At 62.6% G+C, this 17,579-nt stretch carries 15 protein-coding genes; 13 read left to right on the top strand and 2 right to left on the bottom strand.

What is annotated here, in order from left to right:
- Position 1: 1 nt before the first annotated feature.
- Positions 2-1,768, bottom strand: coding sequence for an ATP-binding protein (locus VMH34_08090; protein ID HTT08736.1), 1,767 nt, complete (start codon positions 1,766-1,768; stop codon positions 2-4).
- An 85-nt stretch (positions 1,769-1,853) separates the two neighbouring features.
- On the opposite strand from VMH34_08090, the gene VMH34_08085 reads away from it, so the two are divergent.
- The 5 genes from VMH34_08085 (at position 1,854) to VMH34_08065 (ending at position 7,444) form a co-directional block, all read left to right on the top strand.
- Positions 1,854-2,636 carry an ABC transporter permease gene (locus VMH34_08085; GenBank protein ID HTT08735.1) on the top strand — a complete coding sequence of 261 codons (783 nt, stop codon included), beginning with the start codon at positions 1,854-1,856 and terminating at the stop codon, positions 2,634-2,636.
- On the top strand, positions 2,636-3,352 hold the full coding sequence (locus VMH34_08080; GenBank protein HTT08734.1) for a hypothetical protein: 717 nt from the start codon (positions 2,636-2,638) through the stop codon (positions 3,350-3,352). Before VMH34_08085 ends, VMH34_08080 begins: the two co-directional genes overlap by 1 nt.
- Positions 3,353-3,473: 121 nt before the next feature.
- Positions 3,474-6,269, top strand: a complete 2,796-nt coding sequence (gene glnE / locus VMH34_08075) for a bifunctional [glutamate--ammonia ligase]-adenylyl-L-tyrosine phosphorylase/[glutamate--ammonia-ligase] adenylyltransferase (protein HTT08733.1) — start codon at positions 3,474-3,476, stop codon at positions 6,267-6,269.
- Positions 6,270-6,287: 18 nt separating this feature from the next.
- Positions 6,288-7,214: a branched-chain amino acid transaminase gene (locus tag VMH34_08070; protein ID HTT08732.1), complete on the top strand. Its 927-nt coding sequence runs from the start codon at positions 6,288-6,290 to the stop codon at positions 7,212-7,214.
- Between the two features lie 17 nt (positions 7,215-7,231).
- Positions 7,232-7,444 (top strand): zinc-finger domain-containing protein, encoded by a 213-nt coding sequence (locus tag VMH34_08065; protein ID HTT08731.1) that lies wholly within the window; start codon positions 7,232-7,234, stop codon positions 7,442-7,444.
- Between the two features lie 20 nt (positions 7,445-7,464).
- On the opposite strand, the gene hemH is transcribed toward VMH34_08065, so the two are convergent.
- Entirely contained in the window at positions 7,465-8,586 is a 1,122-nt protein-coding gene (hemH, locus tag VMH34_08060) for a ferrochelatase (GenBank protein HTT08730.1), read from the bottom strand.
- Between the two features lie 88 nt (positions 8,587-8,674).
- Between hemH and VMH34_08055 the strand changes: the two genes are divergently transcribed.
- From VMH34_08055 to VMH34_08020, 8 genes are all read left to right on the top strand, one after another.
- Positions 8,675-9,250: an NUDIX hydrolase gene (locus tag VMH34_08055; protein ID HTT08729.1), complete on the top strand. Its 576-nt coding sequence runs from the start codon at positions 8,675-8,677 to the stop codon at positions 9,248-9,250.
- Between the two features lie 68 nt (positions 9,251-9,318).
- A complete protein-coding gene (gene sat, locus VMH34_08050; protein ID HTT08728.1) occupies positions 9,319-10,518 on the top strand; it encodes a sulfate adenylyltransferase in 1,200 nt (399 codons plus the stop codon).
- A gap of 10 nt (positions 10,519-10,528) precedes the next feature.
- Positions 10,529-10,870, top strand: a complete 342-nt coding sequence (locus tag VMH34_08045) for a histidine triad nucleotide-binding protein (protein HTT08727.1) — start codon at positions 10,529-10,531, stop codon at positions 10,868-10,870.
- Positions 10,871-10,937: 67 nt separating this feature from the next.
- Complete coding sequence (gene hyfB / locus VMH34_08040) at positions 10,938-12,959, top strand: hydrogenase 4 subunit B (protein HTT08726.1); 2,022 nt, start codon at positions 10,938-10,940, stop codon at positions 12,957-12,959.
- On the top strand, positions 12,956-13,906 hold the full coding sequence (locus tag VMH34_08035) for an NADH-quinone oxidoreductase subunit H (GenBank protein ID HTT08725.1): 951 nt from the start codon (positions 12,956-12,958) through the stop codon (positions 13,904-13,906). The genes hyfB and VMH34_08035 overlap by 4 nt, the downstream gene beginning before the upstream one ends.
- A 1-nt stretch (position 13,907) precedes the next feature.
- Positions 13,908-14,570: a formate hydrogenlyase gene (locus VMH34_08030; protein ID HTT08724.1), complete on the top strand. Its 663-nt coding sequence runs from the start codon at positions 13,908-13,910 to the stop codon at positions 14,568-14,570.
- Between the two features lies 1 nt (position 14,571).
- A complete protein-coding gene (locus tag VMH34_08025; GenBank protein ID HTT08723.1) occupies positions 14,572-16,020 on the top strand; it encodes a hydrogenase 4 subunit F in 1,449 nt (482 codons plus the stop codon).
- An 11-nt stretch (positions 16,021-16,031) separates the two neighbouring features.
- The gene (locus tag VMH34_08020; GenBank protein ID HTT08722.1) at positions 16,032-17,579 is read left to right on the top strand and encodes an NADH-quinone oxidoreductase subunit C; all 1,548 of its coding nucleotides are present in this window, start codon (positions 16,032-16,034) and stop codon (positions 17,577-17,579) included.

The following is a 17,579-nucleotide window of genomic DNA, read 5'->3' as shown; positions in this document are numbered from 1 at the left end:
TTCATGTCGCTTGGTGCAGAACGGCTTCGGGGCGCGCCGTGGCGGGTGGTTCATTTGCGGTTTCCAGCGCGAAGCAGACATCGCCGGTGACATTACGGCACAGACGCAGGCGGTATCCCAGACTTTCCGCCAGCTTTGATGCCTGATAAAGGCCGATCCCCAATCCATCGCTGGAGGATACCGCCTGACTGAAGAGTTGTTGCGCCTTGGTTGCCGGAATTGCCGAACCGTTATCGCCGACTTCCAATGCTATCCCGTGAGCCTTCACCGTGAGCTGGGCGGTGACACGCAGCTCCGGTTCAAGTCGTTTCTTGTTGTATGCATTTTCCAGCAGATTTTGCGCCACGCTGTCGAACAGTTCCGACGGAACGGAGGGATTGTCATCGGATGGTATGCGTTCGCGGAAAATCACCGGCATGTGCTGATTGCGGGCCTTGAATCCTTCCCACCACTCGCGCAACGGCCGCGTTTCACTCCCGGATTTTTCCGGCGCCTGCAATTTGTCGAGTGCGAGTTGCAGCCGCTGGGTGATGATGGGCAGCTGTTTCTCCAGCAATTGCTGGCCGCGTTCGCGCGTTGCCGGGTCGTGTTCCGCCCCGGCCAGCGCCATGGTCATGGTCCGCAGCGATTGCAGGAGGTTCTTGATGTCATGCGTGACACGCGCCCCGGTTTCATACACGGCCTGGATGTGGGCCTGTTGCGACAGCGTCTGTTCCCGCGTTTTGGCGTCATAAAACACCTCCAGCACGCTGACAAGCAGTTTGATGTGTAGCAACAGCGTGACGCTGGGGGACTGCCGCAAGTACAGCCGCACATGCCAGTCGTCCACGTGGAGATCGGTGTAATGGCGGCTGGCCCTCCCGTGGGTCGCTGGCGCCGCCGCCGAATTCTGCCGCCAGGTCACGCCCACGCACCAGGGCAGTTTCGTCAGGGCCCGCAGACCGGCGTCGAGAAACTGCGCGGGCGTGGGTTCACGATGGGCGAGCGCCGCCAGATCAATCAGCCAGTCTTCGAAGGGCGTGCCGATGTTCAACAATGATCGCTCCCACAGTTGCAGCAGCCCGCCGGGGCCGGCGTGGGGGGTCAGCAGCCAGCTGATCAGAAGCAGGAACGCGGCCAGCACCAGCAGCGCTTGTAAAAGCGCGGTGAGATAGTTGCCGGCAGTGTGGTACACGGTCAGCAGGCTGCTGACGGCGACCAGCGCCGTCATCAACGCGGCGGTCACGGCGCGGAACAGATCGATCAATTGCGGGCGGGCGTGGACGGTATGCGCCAACCGGACGAAAGGGATCAACAACGGGATCGCCAGCAGGCCATAGCGGAACATCTTCAGCAGCGCCTTCGACAGGCCGCTCACGTAGAACAGATTCGGCACGGTTCCAATCAGCAGATCGCACACCAGCATGAACAGCGCCAGCATGTAAACAACCCGATCGCCGCGGCTGGCGAGCGGACGGCCGCCGACCAGGCCGATGAGCAGGATTTGCCAGCCCGCCAGCGACCACCAGTTCAGCGTGCCGATGAATGCGACAGTGGAAAGCAGGAACAGGACACCTTCCTGGCCGCTCAGGTGCGACTCGCGCTGCCACAGCGGTTGCCAGAGCAGGAACAGGCCCAGATGGGCGATCATGAGCGAGGTGGACAGCGCCGAACCAAAATCCCACTGGCTGGCGACGTGCAGCAGCAACAACATGCCGGCCAGCAGCAAATTTTCCTGGCGTAACAGCGCGCGCGGGAGGTTTTGGGGCGCCGGGTTTGTCGGGGCCATGGGACTCTAGGATAATGTAAAAATCATGCCGCACATGGTTTCGATCATGCCACAGATTATCGCGTCACGTGTCCGCAGGTGCTGAATGCGGACCCGTCTCTGGCAGCCCATCCCCATTATTGCGCGGCTCACCTGGCTTGAAGCCCTGCGGGGCCGGCTGGCATGGCTGGTGGCGGCGGCGCTGGCCTTGGCGCTGGTGCTGATTGAGTTTGCCGGCGCGATTGCGGTCACGGAAAGTGTGCAAATAAGAGCCGCATTTCTGGGCAGCCTGCTGCGCGGGCTGGCGGTGTTCATCCTGAGCCTGTTTATCGCAGGCAGCATGACGCGGGAATTTTCCGACAAGACGATAGAATTGATGCTGTCTCTGCCGTTGCCGCGCACGAGCTATTATCTGGGCAAGCTGGCGGGCTATCTGTTGGTCGCGGCCGCGATTGCGGCGCTTTTCACCCTGGCGGCCTGCATCGTGGCGCCGTGGGGGCAGGCCGCGATCTGGGGGGTGTCGCTTTGGTGCGAGCTGGTCATCGTTGCCGGCGCCAGCCTGCTGTGCATGCTGACCTTGTCGCAAATCACCCCCGCCATCTGCGCCGTCGCCGCTTTCTATCTGCTGGCGCGCGGCATCGCCGCCATGCAGTTGATGAGCCGCGGGCCGCTGGTGGATCCCCACAGCCTGGCCAACACGGTCATGACACATGTCATCGACGCGCTGGCCTACGCCCTGCCGGCGCTGTACCGCTTCACTTCCAGTGAATGGTTGACCTATCCGGGCGTGGGTGCGGCGGTGCTGGCGCCGGTCCTTGCGCAGACGGTGATTTACAGTCTGTTGCTTCTGGCGGCAGGGCTCTTTGACTTGCACCGCCGTAATTTCTGATGACAAATGAACGTTCCTGGCGTGAAGTCCCGGCGGCGGCGCTGGCGCTGCTGGTCGCGAGCCTGTTGATGCAATTCGCCTGGCACGCCTCGCAGCCGCGCCCGCAGGCCGCGGCCGCCACGCTGACCGTGCCGCCGAGCGTGAATATGCTCAACGTCGCCAGCTTGGGCGAGCCGATCACGCTGGCGCGACTTCTGATGCTGTGGCTGCAGGCATTCGACAACCAGCCGGGGATCAGCATTCCCTTTCGGGAATTGGACTACGGCCTCGTCACGCAATGGCTGGAGCACATTCTGCGGCTTGACCCGCGCGGACAATATCCGCTGCTCGCGGCGGCGCGTCTCTACGGCGAGGTGCCGGTGCCCGGGAAACAGCGGCAGATGCTGGAATTCGTCTATGAGCAATTTTTGCTCGATCCGGATCGGCGCTGGCCGTGGCTCGCGCACGCGGTGTTCGTGGCCAAGCATCTGATCAAGGATCAGCCGTTGGCCCTGAAATACGCCGAGGCGCTGGCCAATGACGCACCTGCGGCGCCCGACTGGGCCAGGCAGATGCGCATCTTTGTCCTGGAAGACATGGGCGAGTTGGAAGACGCGAAAATATTGCTCGGTGGCCTGCTCGACAGTGGCCAGATCAAGGATCCCGCCGAGGTCAAATTCCTGAGTCAGCGGCTGAAGGAGTTGAAACAGCGCACTGAATCATCACCGCAACATTGATAGTCGCCGTCCATTCGCCACGATGAGCACGCCACCTGCTTCATTTCGCGCGCCCCTTAAGAAACTTCCGCTTGATCTGCGGGCAGAGACGGAGCGACATTGCCGAGAAATCTGGTCGCTGTTGCCGGCGGCAATTCATGAGAATTTGCCGCCGGCGGAATTGGTGCGCGCAACGGCATGCAGTCCATGGCTGGGACGGCTGTTTGTACAACAGCCGGCGCTTCTTGAAGGACTCGTCGCCAGCGGTGATCTGGATACGGTGTATAGCGCCAGGCACTACCCAGGCATGCTGGATGAGGAAGGGGATCCCCCACCGGACGAGAACGCCCTCGGCCGGAAGTTGCGCCATCTGCGCCGCCGCGAGATGGCGCGCATCATTTGGCGCGATATCAACGAACAGACGCCGCTCTCGCAGACCCTGCGCGAACTGTCCTGGCTGGCCGAGGCGGTGCTCGAATACGCGCTGGCCTGGCTGTACGCCGATCACTGCCGGGATCTGGGCACACCCATCGATGCGCGGGGCCGTCCACAGCAGCTGTTCGTGATTGGTCTGGGTAAATTGGGCGGGAGCGAACTGAATCTTTCCTCGGACATCGATTTGCTGTTTGGCTATGACAGCGAGGGCGAAACACAGGGCGCCCCGCGGTCATTGTCAAACCAGGAATTTTTTGATCGCCTCGGCCGCCGTTTGATCCGGGTGCTGCATGAAGCGACCGATGAGGGCTTCGTGTTCCGCGTCGACATGCGCCTGCGGCCCTTCGGCAGCGACGGCGCGTTGACCCTGAGTACGGCGGCGTTGCAGACCTATTACGAAACCCACGCCAGCGACTGGGAGCGCTATGCGCTCATCAAGGCGCGTGTCGTGGCGGGTGATCGTGCCGCCGGCGGGGCGCTGCTGGAACAGTTGCGGCCGTTCGTCTACCGGCGCTATCTGGATTTCGGCGCGCTCTCGGCGTTGCGCGAGATGAAGCGGGAGATTGAACATGAAGTGGAGCGGCTGGAGCGTCAGAATGACATCAAGCGCGGCGCCGGCGGCATCCGGGACGTGGAGTTCATCGCCCAGCTGTTTCAACTCATCCGCGGCGGCCGTGAGCCACAGTTGCGCACACCTTCCACGCTGTCCGCGCTGGAGGCCATCGGGCAACTGGCGCTCCTGCCTGCCGCCGTGGTGAAGGCTTTGACGGCGGCCTACGCATTCCTTCGCAATACGGAACATCGTTTGCAGGCCGTGGAGGATCAGCAGACGCAATTACTCCCGGAAGATACGGTGGGACGAACGCGCCTGGCCTATGCCATGGGCTACGCCGGCTGGAGCGAATATGCGAAGGCGCTGGACCGGCATCTGGAGAAGGTGTGCCGGTGTTTTGAACAGGTGCTGGTCGCGGAGAAGGATGACGAACACGGCGACGGCGCGCTGAAGCAGCGTCTGCGCGAACTATGCCAGGGCGCCCTGAGCGGCGAGGCGGCGGAGGCGGTGCTGCGCGAACTGGGTTATCGCGATCCCGCCTCGGCGTCGCAAACCCTGACCGCGTTGTTGCGGTCGAACGCCATCGGCCGCCTGACGCCGGAGGGGCAGGCGCGGTTGCAGCGTCTATTGCCGCTGCTGCTCAAGGAAGCCGCAGGTGGCAGGAACGATACCGTCACTCTGCAGCGTTTGCTGCAATTGGTCGAAGCCGTCGCCGGACGCAGCGTCTACCTCGCCCTGCTGGCGGAATACCCGCAGGCGCTGCGCCAGTTGACGCGCCTGCTGGCGCGCAGTTCATGGATTGCCGAGGCCGTCAGCCGGCATCCCGTGTTGCTGGATGAACTTCTTGATGCGCGCGCCTTGTACGCGCCGCCCGGCATGGACGAACTGGAGCGCGCCCTGCATTTGGAACTGGGCAAACATCCGCCGCTTGATCTGGAGCGGCACATGGAGACGCTGCGGCAGTTCCGGCAGGCGGAGATGCTCAAGGTGGCCGCCGCCGATCTCACCGGCCATCTGCCGCTCCCGGAGGTCAGCAATCATCTGACCTGGATCGCCGAGGCGGTGCTGCGCGCCGCGCTGCAACTGGCGTGGCGTCATCTCGCGGATCGTCATGGCGAGCCACGTTGCATGGCCGGCGGACAGCGCCGCCGCGCCGGCTTCGCCGTCGTCGCCTACGGCAAACTCGGCGGCTTTGAGCTGGGTTACGGCTCCGATCTCGATCTGGTGTTTCTGCACGACAGCGAGGGCGAGGAGCAAACGACCGACGGCGCGCGGCCGCTGGACAATGCCGTGTTTTTCACCCGTGTGGCGCAACGGTTGATTCATCTGCTGAGCACCGTCACGCCCGCCGGCGTGGCCTACTACGTGGATACGCGCCTGCGCCCCAGCGGCGCCTCCGGTCTGCTGGTCAGCAGCGTGGCGGCATATACCGAATATCAGCGCCGTTCGGCATGGACCTGGGAACATCAGGCGCTGGTGCGCGCGCGCGGCATCGCCGGCGATGCCACGGTCATCGCGCAATTCGACGCCGTGCGCGGTGAAGTACTGGCCCGGCGGCGCGAGCAGGGCGCCTTGCGGCGCGAGGTGATTGATATGCGCGAGCAGATGCGGCGGGAATTGAACAAGCCGGCACCCGGCATGTTCGATTTGAAGCAGGGGGAGGGAGGTGTCACCGACGTTGAATTTATGGTGCAATATGGTGTGCTGGCCCACGCAGCAACGCAGCCGGCATTGCTGCGTTGGACTGACAATCTGCGCCTGCTGGGCGAATTCAGCCGGTGTGGCCTGCTTTCCGGGAAAGATTGTGTTGCGCTCCGCGAAGCCTACTTCAAGCTGCGTGGGGCCATCCACCGCTGCACCTTGCAGGGCCGGCCCGCGCAGGTGGCGGAGGGGGAATTCAGCGCCGCACGCGCCCTGGTGACGCAATTGTGGCAACGCTGGTTGATGTAATGGATGAGGAAAAACGTAATGACCACGATGGATGATCGCGACGGAGTAATCTGGTTCGACGGCAGGCTGGTGCCCTGGCGCGAGGCGAAGGTGCACGTGCTGACGCACAGCCTGCATTACGGCATGGGCGTATTCGAGGGCATCCGCGCCTACAAGACCGATCGCGGCACCGCCGTCTTCCGGCTGCAGGAGCATGTGCGGCGGCTGTTCAACTCGGCGCATATCCTGCACCTGGCCATGCCTTTTGACGCCGCCACCGTCGCGGAGGCCTGCCACGCCGCCGTGCGCGAAAACAAGCTGGAGACGGCCTACATCAGGCCGCTGTGCTTCCTCGGCTCCGAGGGCATGGGCCTGCGCGCCGACAATCTCAAGACGCACATGATGGTCGCCGCCTGGCCGTGGGGCTCCTATCTCGGCCATGACGGCATGACGCGCGGCATCCGCGTCTGCACGTCGTCCTACATCCGCCATCACGTCAACATCACGATGTGCAAGGCCAAGGCCACCGGCAATTACATGAACTCCATGCTGGCGCTGCGCGAGGCCATCGATGCCGGCTATGACGAGGCCCTGTTGCTCGACACCGAGGGTTACGTTGCCGAGGGCAGCGGCGAGAACATCTTCATCGTCCGCAACGGCGAGATCAAAACCCCGGAAGTGACCTCCGCGCTGGAGGGCATCACCCGCGACACACTGATAACGCTGGCACGGGAGAACGGGATCACCGTGCGCGAAGGGCGCATCACCCGCGATGAAGTTTATATCGCCGATGAGGCGTTCTTCACCGGCACCGCGGCGGAGGTGACGCCGGTGCGCGAACTCGACGGCCGCATGATCGGCAGCGGCACGCGTGGGCCGATTACCGAGCGCCTGCAGAAACTTTACTTCGATGTGGTCCAGGGCCGCAGCAAAGCGCACGCCACGTGGCTGACGCCGGTAAAATGACCCTGAGGGAAGCCGCCATGAATCCGGGAAAATCTTCAGACACTGCCGACCTGATCACGCCCAACGCGCAAAACCGCTACGAAGTGACGGCGGATGATCTGCCGCTGCACTGCCCCATGCCAGGCATGAGCCTGTGGAACTCACATCCGCGCGTGTTCCTGCCCATCGAAGAGACCGGCCAGGCCAAATGCCCCTACTGCGGCGCCGATTTCGTCCTCGTCGGTCGTTAAGCGGTTCCTGGACTGATTCTTCAGCCACGAAGTGACGTTTTGTTTATTTGCGCCTGCGCGCGCTCGTTGGTGAGTTTGCGCTCTTCCGCCTGCTGTTGTTTATCCCAGTCGGTGGAAAATTCCGGCCACCCGTGTGTGTGCTGTTCAATCAATCCCGTCATCATCCGTATGTGATCGGCATGATCATTGAGGCATGGGATGTAGTTGAATTCTTTCCCCCCTGCCTTTAGGAAAAATTCGCGGTTGCGGATGTTGTTTTCCTCCAGCGTCTCCAGGCAATCCACGGAGAAGCCGGGGCAGATCAGATCAACACGCTGCACGCCTTGTTTCGCGAGTTGAACCAGGATTTTGTCGGTATAGGGCCGCAGCCAGCGCTCAAAGCCGACGCGCGACTGGAAGGCAATGCACCACCCGTCATTGGCGAGTTGCAGATTTTCCGCCAGCAGGCGCGCGGTCTTGTGGCAGAAGCAGTGATATGGATCGCCCTGTCGCAGATACCGCTCCGGCAGTCCGTGGAAGGACATGACTAATTTCTGACCACGGCCATGCTGTTCCCAGTGCCGCCGCGCCGAAGCCGCCAGCGCGGCGATGTAACGCGGGTCATCGTGATAGCCGTTGACGGTGCGGAGTTCCGGCAGCCAGCGCCAGTTGTGCAGCACTCGCGCGACGGCGTCGAAAGTGGAGGCGGTGGTGGTGGCCGAGTATTGCGGATAGAGCGGCAGGATCAGCAACCGGCGCAGGCCGGACTGGCGCAGCGTTTCCAGCGCACTTTTCAGCGAGGGCCGGCCATAGCGCATGCCGAGCGCGACCTGGATTGGCGCGTGAAATTTCTGCTTGATAGCTTCTTGCAGTGCTTGTGTTTGCTGGCGACTGATAACAAGCAGTGGTGAGCCCTGCGGCATCCAGATTTGCTGGTAGGCGTGTGCGGAGCGTTGTGGTCGTATGTTCAGGATGAGGCCGTACAAAATCGGCAGCCACAGCCAGCGCGGTTTGTCGATCACGCGCGGGTCGGAAAGAAATTCCGCGAGATAGTGTCGCACTGCCGCCGGTGTTGGCGCCTCAGGCGTGCCGAGGTTGGTCAGCAGTATGCCCGCAGTTGCTTGCGTGTCGGCGGGGTGATTCGTAATGGTTGCGGCGGCCATGCGCATCAATCCGGGAAGCCTATGCAGTATAAACGGTCCGGCCATTCGGGTGTGGCATAATTGACATGAAGCTCATTGGGTTTATGGCATGAAGTTTTGCAGCGAATGCGGCAGTCCAATCCAGCGCAGCATCCCGCAGGGAGACAATCGCGCGCGGCATGTCTGCACGCAGTGCGGAGCGGTGCATTACCAGAACCCCAAAATCGTCGCCGGCTGCATCGCGGAATGGGACGGGCGGATCCTGCTGTGCAAACGGGCCATCGAACCGCGTTATGGGCTGTGGACGCTGCCGGCGGGTTTCATGGAGAACGACGAAACAGTGCCTGAAGCGGCGGCGCGCGAAACCCTGGAGGAAGCCAATGCGCGCGTTGATGCGCTGGAGTTGTACACCATGTTGAGCCTGCCGCACGCCAACCAGGTTTACATGATGTTCCGCGCCCGGTTGCTGGCCGAGGATTACACACCCACGCATGAAAGCCTCGAGGTCAAACTCTGTGACGAGGTGGACATTCCCTGGGATCGGATCGCATTCCCCACCATTCTGCACACCTTGAAGTTTTACTATGAAGATCGCCGCGCGGGGGGCTACCGTCTGCATACGGGCGATATCGTGCGCATCGGCGGTGAGGCGCATTTTCACCCCCGCCGACCACCGCCTCAGTAGTTGGTTTTCCGGTTTGGGACCGTTATTGTTACGCGCCTTTCATGATGCTTGATACAAGGAGAAACTGAATGATTACCCCGCATGGCTCGGCAACCCTGAACCCACTGTTTGTCGCGGACCCGGCTGCTCGCACGGCACTGACGAGGGAGGCGGAGGGCCTGCCCTCGCTGCTGCTCAATTCCGCCGCTGCTGCCAACGCCGTCATGCTGGGCGCCGGTTACTTCAATCCGCTGACCGGATATATGAATCTGGCCGACATGCTGAGCGTCGCCAGGCACATGCGCACCACGGCCGGATTGTTCTGGCCGGTGCCCATCGTCAATCTGACCGGCGATATCGCCGCCATCCGGGGCAAGGCACGCATCGCTCTGCGCGATCCGAACATGCCCGGCAACCCCGTGCTGGCGGTGCAGAAAGTGGACGCCATTGAAGAAGTCAGTGAAGCGCAGATGAAGCAGGTCGCGGAGAACGTTTTCCGCACCCTCGATCCGAAACATCCCGGCGTCGCCACTTTCCTCAGTCTGGGCAGATATCTTGTCTCCGGCCCCGTCCAGGTGTTGAACTACAGCTATTTCGAACAGGATTTCCCGGATACCTTCCGCACCGCCGTGCAGATCCGCGATGAAATCAAGCAGCGCGGCTGGCAGACGGTGGTGGCGTTCCAGACCCGCAATCCCATGCACCGCGCGCATGAAGAGTTGTGCAAGATGGCCAAGGAGGCGGTGCATGCGGACGGCATCCTCATTCACATGCTGCTCGGCAAGCTGAAGAGCGGCGACATCCCCGCGCCGGTGCGCAACGCCGCCATCCGCAAGATGGTCGAACTCTATTTCCCGCCGAATTCGGTGATGGTAACCGGCTACGGATTCGACATGCTTTACGCCGGGCCGCGCGAGGCGGTGTTGCACGCCGTGTTCCGCCAGAACGCCGGCTGCACGCACCTCATCGTCGGCCGCGATCACGCCGGCGTCGGCAGCTACTACGGCCCGTTCGACGCACAGGCCATTTTCGAAAAGGAGGTGCCGAAGGATGCGCTGAAAATTAAAATCTTCGGCGCCGACAATACGGCCTATTCAAAAAAACTCGGCCGTGTGGTCATGAAGCGCGACGCGCCGGGGCACACGCCGGAAGACTTCGTCGATCTGTCGGGCACCAGGGTGAGGGAGATGCTGGCCGCCGGTCAGCCGCTGCCCACCGAGTTTGCGCGCCCGGAGGTGGCCGCCATACTGATGAAATACTATCAATCCGAGGCTGCGGCGGCAGGGTGAGGGAGGTAATATGTCCAAGACGATATTCGCAAAAATCATCGACAAGGAAATTCCGGCAAAAATCGTCCACGAAGATGATTTGTGTCTGGCGTTTCATGATGTCGCACCGCGCGCGCCTATGCACGTGCTCATCATTCCGAAAAAGCCCATAGCCAAGCTGGCGGATGCAACCGCTGCGGATCAAGCGGTGCTGGGGCACATGCTGCTGAAGGCTGCCCAAATCGCGAAGGATCAGGGTTACGAGGATGCCTACCGGCTGGTGGTGAACAACGGCGAGGGCGCGGGCCAGACGGTGTTTCATCTGCATATCCACCTCCTCGGCGGCCGCCCGTTTACTTGGCCGCCGGGTTGAAGGTATGTCATATTGGCGTATGGCAATGCCAGACTCACCGAATATTTCAAATTCATAGTAAAAAATCATGACGTCTGCTCCATTGATCACCCTCGTGATCGGTGCAGTTCTGCACTGGCTCGCAGCGGGATTGCTGGGTTTGGTGATCCCCCATCGCCTGCGTGGCATGACGCGGTTTTTGTTCCCTGTGGGCGCGCTGGCGGGCGTTGCGCTCGCCGTTTTCGGCCTGCAGGCCATATGGCTGCCGCCGCAGACCATGACCCTACCCCTGGGTCTGCCAGATCTTCCCTTCCATCTGCGGCTGGACCCCCTGGCGGGGTTTTTCCTGATGCTGCTTGGCGCGGTTTCGTCGGGCATTTCCGTATATGCCGCGGGCTATTTTCGCGGGGAGGCTGCTGGCCGGCTCGCGCTTATTTGCCTGCAATATCATGTCTTCCTCGCCAGCATGGCCTGCGTCATGCTGGCCGACGATGCCTACCTGTTCATGGTGGCGTGGGAGACGATGGCGCTGTCCTCGTATTTTCTCGTCATCACCGACCATAAGCTGCCCGCGAACCGCAGCGCGGGATTTCTATACCTGCTCATCGCGCATCTGGGCGCGATCGCAATCCTGCTCTGCTTCGGCGTGATGAACGGCGGTCACGGCGACTACACGTTTGGGGCGCTGCGCGCCGCCAACCTCTCGCCATCGTGGGCGAGTATTGCGTTCCTGCTGGCGTTTTTCGGTTTTGGCGCCAAGGCCGGGATTATCCCCCTGCACGCCTGGCTGCCCGAGGCGCATCCGGCCGCGCCGTCGCCGGTCTCGGCGTTGATGAGTGGCATCATGATCAAGACCGCGATCTATGGAATGGTGCGCGTCATCTACGATCTCATCGGCGGCGTGCGCTGGGAATGGGGAATGGTGGTGCTCGTGATCGGCGCCGGCACGACGCTGTTCGGCGTGCTCTATGCGCTGATGCAGCACGATCTGAAGCGGCTGCTTGCCTACCATTCGGTGGAGAACATCGGCATCATCCTGCTGGGGCTCGGCATGTCGATGGTATTCATCGGCTTCGGTCATCCCGCGGCCGGCGTGCTCGGTTTGATCGCGGCGCTTTATCACACGCTCAACCACGCGGTGTTCAAGGGGCTCCTGTTCCTCGGTGCGGGCTCGATTCTGCATTCCACAGGGCTGCGCAATTTGAACACCATGGGTGGATTGATTCGCAGCATGCCGAGGACGGCGTTCTATTTTCTCGTCGGGGCGCTGGCCATTTCCGCGCTGCCGCCGCTCAACGGCTTCGTGTCGGAATGGCTCACCTTTCAGACGGCGTTGCAGGCGCCGATCCTGCAAAACGGCAGTGTGCGCAGCCTGCTGCCGCTGTTCGCGGCGGCGCTGGCCCTTGCCGGCGCACTCACTGCGATGTGCTTCGTGAAAGTATTCGGCGTCGCCTTCCTCGGCCAGCCGCGCGAGGCCGGACGCGCAGTCCATGCGCCCGGCGGCGGCCATGACGCGGGCGGCTGGGAGCGTACCGGCATGGCCTGGCTTGCCGCCGGCTGTTTTGTGCTTGGTCTGTTCCCGACCTCGTTCCTGCTGATGTTGAACCGCGTCGGTGTCTCGCTGACGCGACAGGGATTGTCCGACGCCGCCCTGGAATCGAGCTGGCTATGGCTGGTGCCCACCGCGCCGGAGCAGGCCAGTTATTCGCCCGTCATTTTTCTCGTTGTGATCGTCACCGTGACGCTGTTGACGTTTTTGCTGGTGCGCCGCTTCTACCACGGCCGCATACGCCGCGCCGATCCCTGGGACTGCGGCTTTCCGGCGCAGACGCCGCGCATGCAGGACACCGCCGACGCCTTCGGCCAGCCGATCCGCCATGTCTTCGGCCCGCTTTACCTCATGCATCCCCACCTGCCCGCCCCGGATGATGCCTCGCCCCGGTTCTCGCTCAAGATCGAGGATCGTCACTGGCACTGGCTGTATTTGCCGGTGGCGCGGGGGGTCGAATTCATGTCGTCGAAGATCGCGTTGTTGCAGCAGGGCAGGATCAGCATTTATCTGCTTTACAGCTTCCTCACCCTTATCACCTTGCTGGTGTTCGTGCGATGAATCTCCCGGCCGGCGTGGCGTTCCAGATCCTGCAATCGGTGTTCGTGGTGCTCGCCGCGCCGCTGCTCACGGGCTGGGTCAACCAGTGCCGTGCCTGGTTGCAGAACCGCTCGGCACCCTCAATTCTGCTGCCTTACTACACGCTGGCGAAGCTGTTCCACAAGGATGCCGTGATCGCGCACAACGCCTCGTGGCTGTTTCACCTGACGCCTTACATCCTGTTTGGTTGCATGTGGCTGGCCGCGGGTATCGTTCCGGTACTGGCCACCGGCCTGCCGTCCGCCCCGGCGGCCGACATCATCGCGCTGGTCGGCGTGTTCGCCCTGGCGCGGGTGTTCGCGGCGCTGGCGGCGATGGACATCGGCACCGCGTTCGGCGGTCTGGGCGCGCGGCGCGAGATGCTGATCGGATTTCTCGCCGAGCCCGCCATGCTGATGACGCTGTTTACCGCCGCCTTCATTTCCGGCTCGACCCAGCTCACCACCATCGTCGACACGCTCGGACACCGTGAATTCGCCATCTACCCCGGCCTCGCCTTCGCCGCCGCGGCCTTCCTCATGGTGTTGCTGGCCGAGAACGCCCGCATTCCGATCGACAATCCGACCACGCATCTCGAACTCACCATGGTGCACGAGGCCTTGATCCTTGAATACTCGGCCCGGCATCTGGCGTTGATCGAGTGGGCGGTGGCGATCAAGCTGTTCGCCTACATGGCCATCGGCATCGCGCTGTTCCTACCCTGGGGCATCACCGGGGCCGGCGACTGGTCCGCGCTGCCGCTGGCGGTCGTCGCGCTCGTGGTGAAACTCGCCATCGGCGGCGCGGGTTTGGCGCTGATTGAAACGCTGTTCGCCAAAGTGCGGCTGTTGCTGGCGCCCGAGTTCCTGTCGGCCGCATTCCTGCTCGCGGTGCTTGGCATGCTGACTCACTTCCTCACGCTGACCTGACATGGACCACTCGCTCATCAACCAGTTCGTCAGCCTGCTTGCGGCACTCCTGCTGCTGATTGCGTTTGCCATGTTGTCGCAACGCCGCGTCTTGACGCTGATCAAACTGTTTGCCTGGCAGGGCGCAGTGCTGGCCGCCTCCACGGCGACTGTCGCGTATGTGACCGACCAGGCCCATCTTTACTTTTCCGCCGGGCTCACCGTGCTGCTCAAGGTCATCCTGATTCCCTGGGTGTTGCATCACCTGATTGACCAGTTGCAGGTGCGCTGGGACGTCGAGACGTTGATCAACATACCCGTCACGATGCTCATCGGCATTGGACTGGTGATCTTCGCTTTTGCCCTGGCCGCGCCGATTTCACAAATGGCCGGCACATTCACGCGTTCGACCCTGGGGATTGCAATGGCCAGCATCCTGATCTCCTTTCTCATGATGATCGTGCGGCGCAAGGCGGTGCCGCAGGTGATCGGCTTTCTGGCCATGGAGAACGGCTTGTTTTTTGCCGCCACCAGCGCCACCTACGGCATGCCGCTGGTGGTGGAATTGGGCGTGGCGCTCGATGTACTGATGTGCACGTTCATTTTCGGCATCTTCCTGTTTCACATCCGTGAACAATTCGACAGCCTCGATATCCGGCATATGGAAAAACTCAAGGAAGATTGAGATGGAAATCATGATCGTCCTCGGCATCCCGCTGTTCGGTTGTCTGCTGCTTGCTCTCGCGGGCCACAGGCGCTGGGCGCCGGAGTTGAACGCACTGATGAGTTTCCTCACTTTTGCCGCCGCGGCACAGCTCACGGCCAGGGTCATCGCCCGCGGCCCGATGACGGTGATGCAGGAGCAGTTTTTCGTCGATTCATTCAACGTCTTCCTGGTCGCGCTGATCGCCTTTGTCGGATTCACGACCACCCTGTTCAGCCGCCCCTACATGCGCATCGAGGCGCATCACGGGCGGGTGAACCCGGCCCGTCTGCGGCTCTACCACAGCATGTACCAGCTGTTCACCTTCACCATGCTGTTGTGCCTGCTCTCCAACAACGTCGGCGTGCTATGGGTGGCGATGGAGGGCGCGACGCTCTCCACCGTGCTGCTGGTGTCGCTGTACCGCACGCCGGCGAGCCTGGAGGCGGCGTGGAAATATTTCATCCTGTGCTCGGTCGGCATCGCGCAGGCGTTCTTCGGGGTCATCCTGCTTTATTTCGCCGCAGAAAAGGTCCTGGGCCCCGGCGGCACGTCACTGCTGTGGACGCACCTGTACGAGGTCCGCCTGCAGCTCGAGCCGACGGTGTTGTCGCTCGCTTTTGTATTCCTGCTGATCGGCTTCGGCACCAAGGTGGGTCTGGTGCCGTTGCACAACTGGCTGCCGGACGCCCACGCGGAAGGTCCCACCCCGATCTCGGCAGTGCTCTCCGGCCTGCTGCTCAACGTGGCGTTATACGCGGTGGTGCGCAGCAAGATGCTGGTCGACGGCGCGCTCGGGCATCATTTCTCCGGCGGCTTGATGATGGGCTTCGGACTTTTATCGGTCGTGGTCGCGGCATTTTTTCTGTCGCGGCAGAAGGATATCAAGCGCATGTTCGCCTACTCCTCGGTCGAGCATATGGGCATGATGACCTTTGCCTTCGGCATGGGTGGCGCGGTGGCCGCCTTTGCCGGGCTGCTGCACATGACGGTGCATTCACTCACCAAGAGCGCGATCTTCTTCACCGTCGGCCATGCCGCGCAGAAGACCGGCACGCAGAACATGGCGGACATCCGGGGGCTCATCGAACAGAGCCCCACCGTGGGCTGGGGCCTGGCGCTTGGCAGCCTCGCCATCCTCGGCATGCCGCCCTTCGGCGTGTTCACCAGCGAATTCATGATACTCACGACCGCGATGCACGAACACCCGTGGGCGACCCCGTTTTTGCTGATGGCGCTCGGTGTCGCGTTCGCGGCGATTCTGGGCAAGGTGCAACCGATGGTATTTGGTGAAACCAGCGCGCGCCGGCTGCCGCACCCTCCGGCGCTCATTCCGGTGTTTGTGCACCTGGCGATCGTACTGATACTCGGGCTGTATATCCCGCCCTATCTCGTCGGCTGGTACCGGCAGGCGGCGGCGCTCATCGGCTGAACGGAGGAATCGTGCGACTCGCTGAACTGCCGATTGACATCCAGCCGCTTCCGGGGGCGATGCCGGCGTTTCGCGCCCCGGTCACGGTGACCGAATTGCGCGCCGTGTGTGAACAGGCCCGCGCGCACAAGGCCCGGCTGGTTGCGCTGTGGGGCAGCGACGAAACGCAGCGCGGCGCGGGTTATGCGCTGCATCTGGCGCTTGCGCTGCCGTCGGGTTTGTTGTGGCTTACGGCGGCGCTGCCGCGCGAGCACCCGCGATATCCAAGCATCGCCGACATCTATCCATGCGCAAATCGCATGCAACGGGCCGCCTACGACCTGCTCGGCATCCACGCCCACGACGGCCCGGACCATCGCAAATGGCTGCGGCATCGCGCCTGGCCGGGCGGGGTGTTCCCGCTGCGCAAGGAGTTCGACATCGCCGGCGGCTTTCCAAAATCCGAGGATCTGTATCCGTTCGTCAGGGTGGGGGGGGAGGGCGTGCATGAAATCCCGGTGGGCCCGGTGCATGCCGGCACCATTGAGCCGGGACACTTCCGTTTCTCGATCGTCGGAGAGACCATCCTGCGGCTTGAGGAGCGCCTGGGTTACAAGCACAAGGCGATCGAAAAACTGTTTGAGACAAAGACCCTGGAGGAGGGTGCGCGGCTGGCGGGCCGCGTGAGCGGTGACTCAACGGTCGCTTATGCCTGGGCCTACGCCATGGCGGTTGAGGGCGCAGCCGGCGTCGAACCACCGCTGCGCTCACTGGTGCTGCGCGGGATCCTGCTCGAACTCGAGCGCATCGCCAATCATCTGGGCGATCTGGGCTATCTCGGCAACGATGTCGCCCTGACGTTCGGATTTTTCCAGTTCTGGCGGCTGAAGGAGGATCTGCTGCGGCTGAACGCCGCACTCTTCGGTCACCGCTATCTGATGGACCTGATCGTGCCGGGTGGCGTCGCGCGTGATCTTGCGCGGGAAGAGGCCGGCCGGCTGATTAGTTTTATCGATCGACTCAGGAGCGAAGTCGGAATACTGCGCTCGATTTATGACGAGCATGCCGGCATGCAGGATCGCTTCATCATGACCGGGCAGGTGCCGCCCGCGCTGGCCGAGAAGATGGACATGACGGGCCTCGCCGGCCGCGCGAGCGGCATCAGGCACGATCTGCGGGTCGATCTTCCCATTCCACCGTGGCGGCAGGTTGATGTGCGCATGGCCTCGCATACGCGCGGCGATGTCGCCGCCCGCGCTTCGGTTCGCTTCGATGAAGTGTTCGAGTCGATACGGTTGGTGCAGGCGCTGGCGAGCCAGCTGCCGGAGGGTGAGATATGCGTTCCGATCGCCGACTGTCCGGGCGGACGGCGCGGCGTCGGCTGGGTCGAGGGCTGGCGCGGCGAAGTCTTGATCGCGCTCGACACGGCGGAGGGCAATCGCATCCATCGGCTGCATCCACACGACCCGTCGTGGCAGAACTGGCCGTTGCTGGAGCGCGCGGTGCTCGGCAACATCGTCCCTGATTTCCCCTTGATCAACAAATCATTCAATTTGAGCTACAGCGGACAGGATCTCTAG

The organism is Gammaproteobacteria bacterium, assembly GCA_035501935.1.
Taxonomy (GTDB): domain Bacteria; phylum Pseudomonadota; class Gammaproteobacteria; order JAJPIJ01; family JAJPIJ01; genus JAJPIJ01.
The sequence above is the reverse complement of the archived record's forward strand: the minus strand, read 5'-3'. Positions and strand labels throughout refer to the sequence as shown.

What these genes read in the sequence shown, in the direction of transcription:
- VMH34_08090 (HTT08736.1), bottom strand. Translation starts at nt 1,768, where the DNA reads ATGGCCCCGACAAACCCGGCGCCCCAAAACCTCCCGCGCGCGCTGTTA.
- VMH34_08085 (HTT08735.1), top strand. Translation starts at nt 1,854, where the DNA reads ATGCGGACCCGTCTCTGGCAGCCCATCCCCATTATTGCGCGGCTCACC.
- VMH34_08080 (HTT08734.1), top strand. Translation starts at nt 2,636, where the DNA reads ATGACAAATGAACGTTCCTGGCGTGAAGTCCCGGCGGCGGCGCTGGCG.
- VMH34_08070 (HTT08732.1), top strand. Translation starts at nt 6,288, where the DNA reads ATGACCACGATGGATGATCGCGACGGAGTAATCTGGTTCGACGGCAGG.
- VMH34_08065 (HTT08731.1), top strand. Translation starts at nt 7,232, where the DNA reads ATGAATCCGGGAAAATCTTCAGACACTGCCGACCTGATCACGCCCAAC.
- hemH (HTT08730.1), bottom strand. Translation starts at nt 8,586, where the DNA reads ATGGCCGCCGCAACCATTACGAATCACCCCGCCGACACGCAAGCAACT.
- VMH34_08055 (HTT08729.1), top strand. Translation starts at nt 8,675, where the DNA reads ATGAAGTTTTGCAGCGAATGCGGCAGTCCAATCCAGCGCAGCATCCCG.
- sat (HTT08728.1), top strand. Translation starts at nt 9,319, where the DNA reads ATGATTACCCCGCATGGCTCGGCAACCCTGAACCCACTGTTTGTCGCG.
- VMH34_08045 (HTT08727.1), top strand. Translation starts at nt 10,529, where the DNA reads ATGTCCAAGACGATATTCGCAAAAATCATCGACAAGGAAATTCCGGCA.
- hyfB (HTT08726.1), top strand. Translation starts at nt 10,938, where the DNA reads ATGACGTCTGCTCCATTGATCACCCTCGTGATCGGTGCAGTTCTGCAC.
- VMH34_08035 (HTT08725.1), top strand. Translation starts at nt 12,956, where the DNA reads ATGAATCTCCCGGCCGGCGTGGCGTTCCAGATCCTGCAATCGGTGTTC.
- VMH34_08030 (HTT08724.1), top strand. Translation starts at nt 13,908, where the DNA reads ATGGACCACTCGCTCATCAACCAGTTCGTCAGCCTGCTTGCGGCACTC.
- VMH34_08025 (HTT08723.1), top strand. Translation starts at nt 14,572, where the DNA reads ATGGAAATCATGATCGTCCTCGGCATCCCGCTGTTCGGTTGTCTGCTG.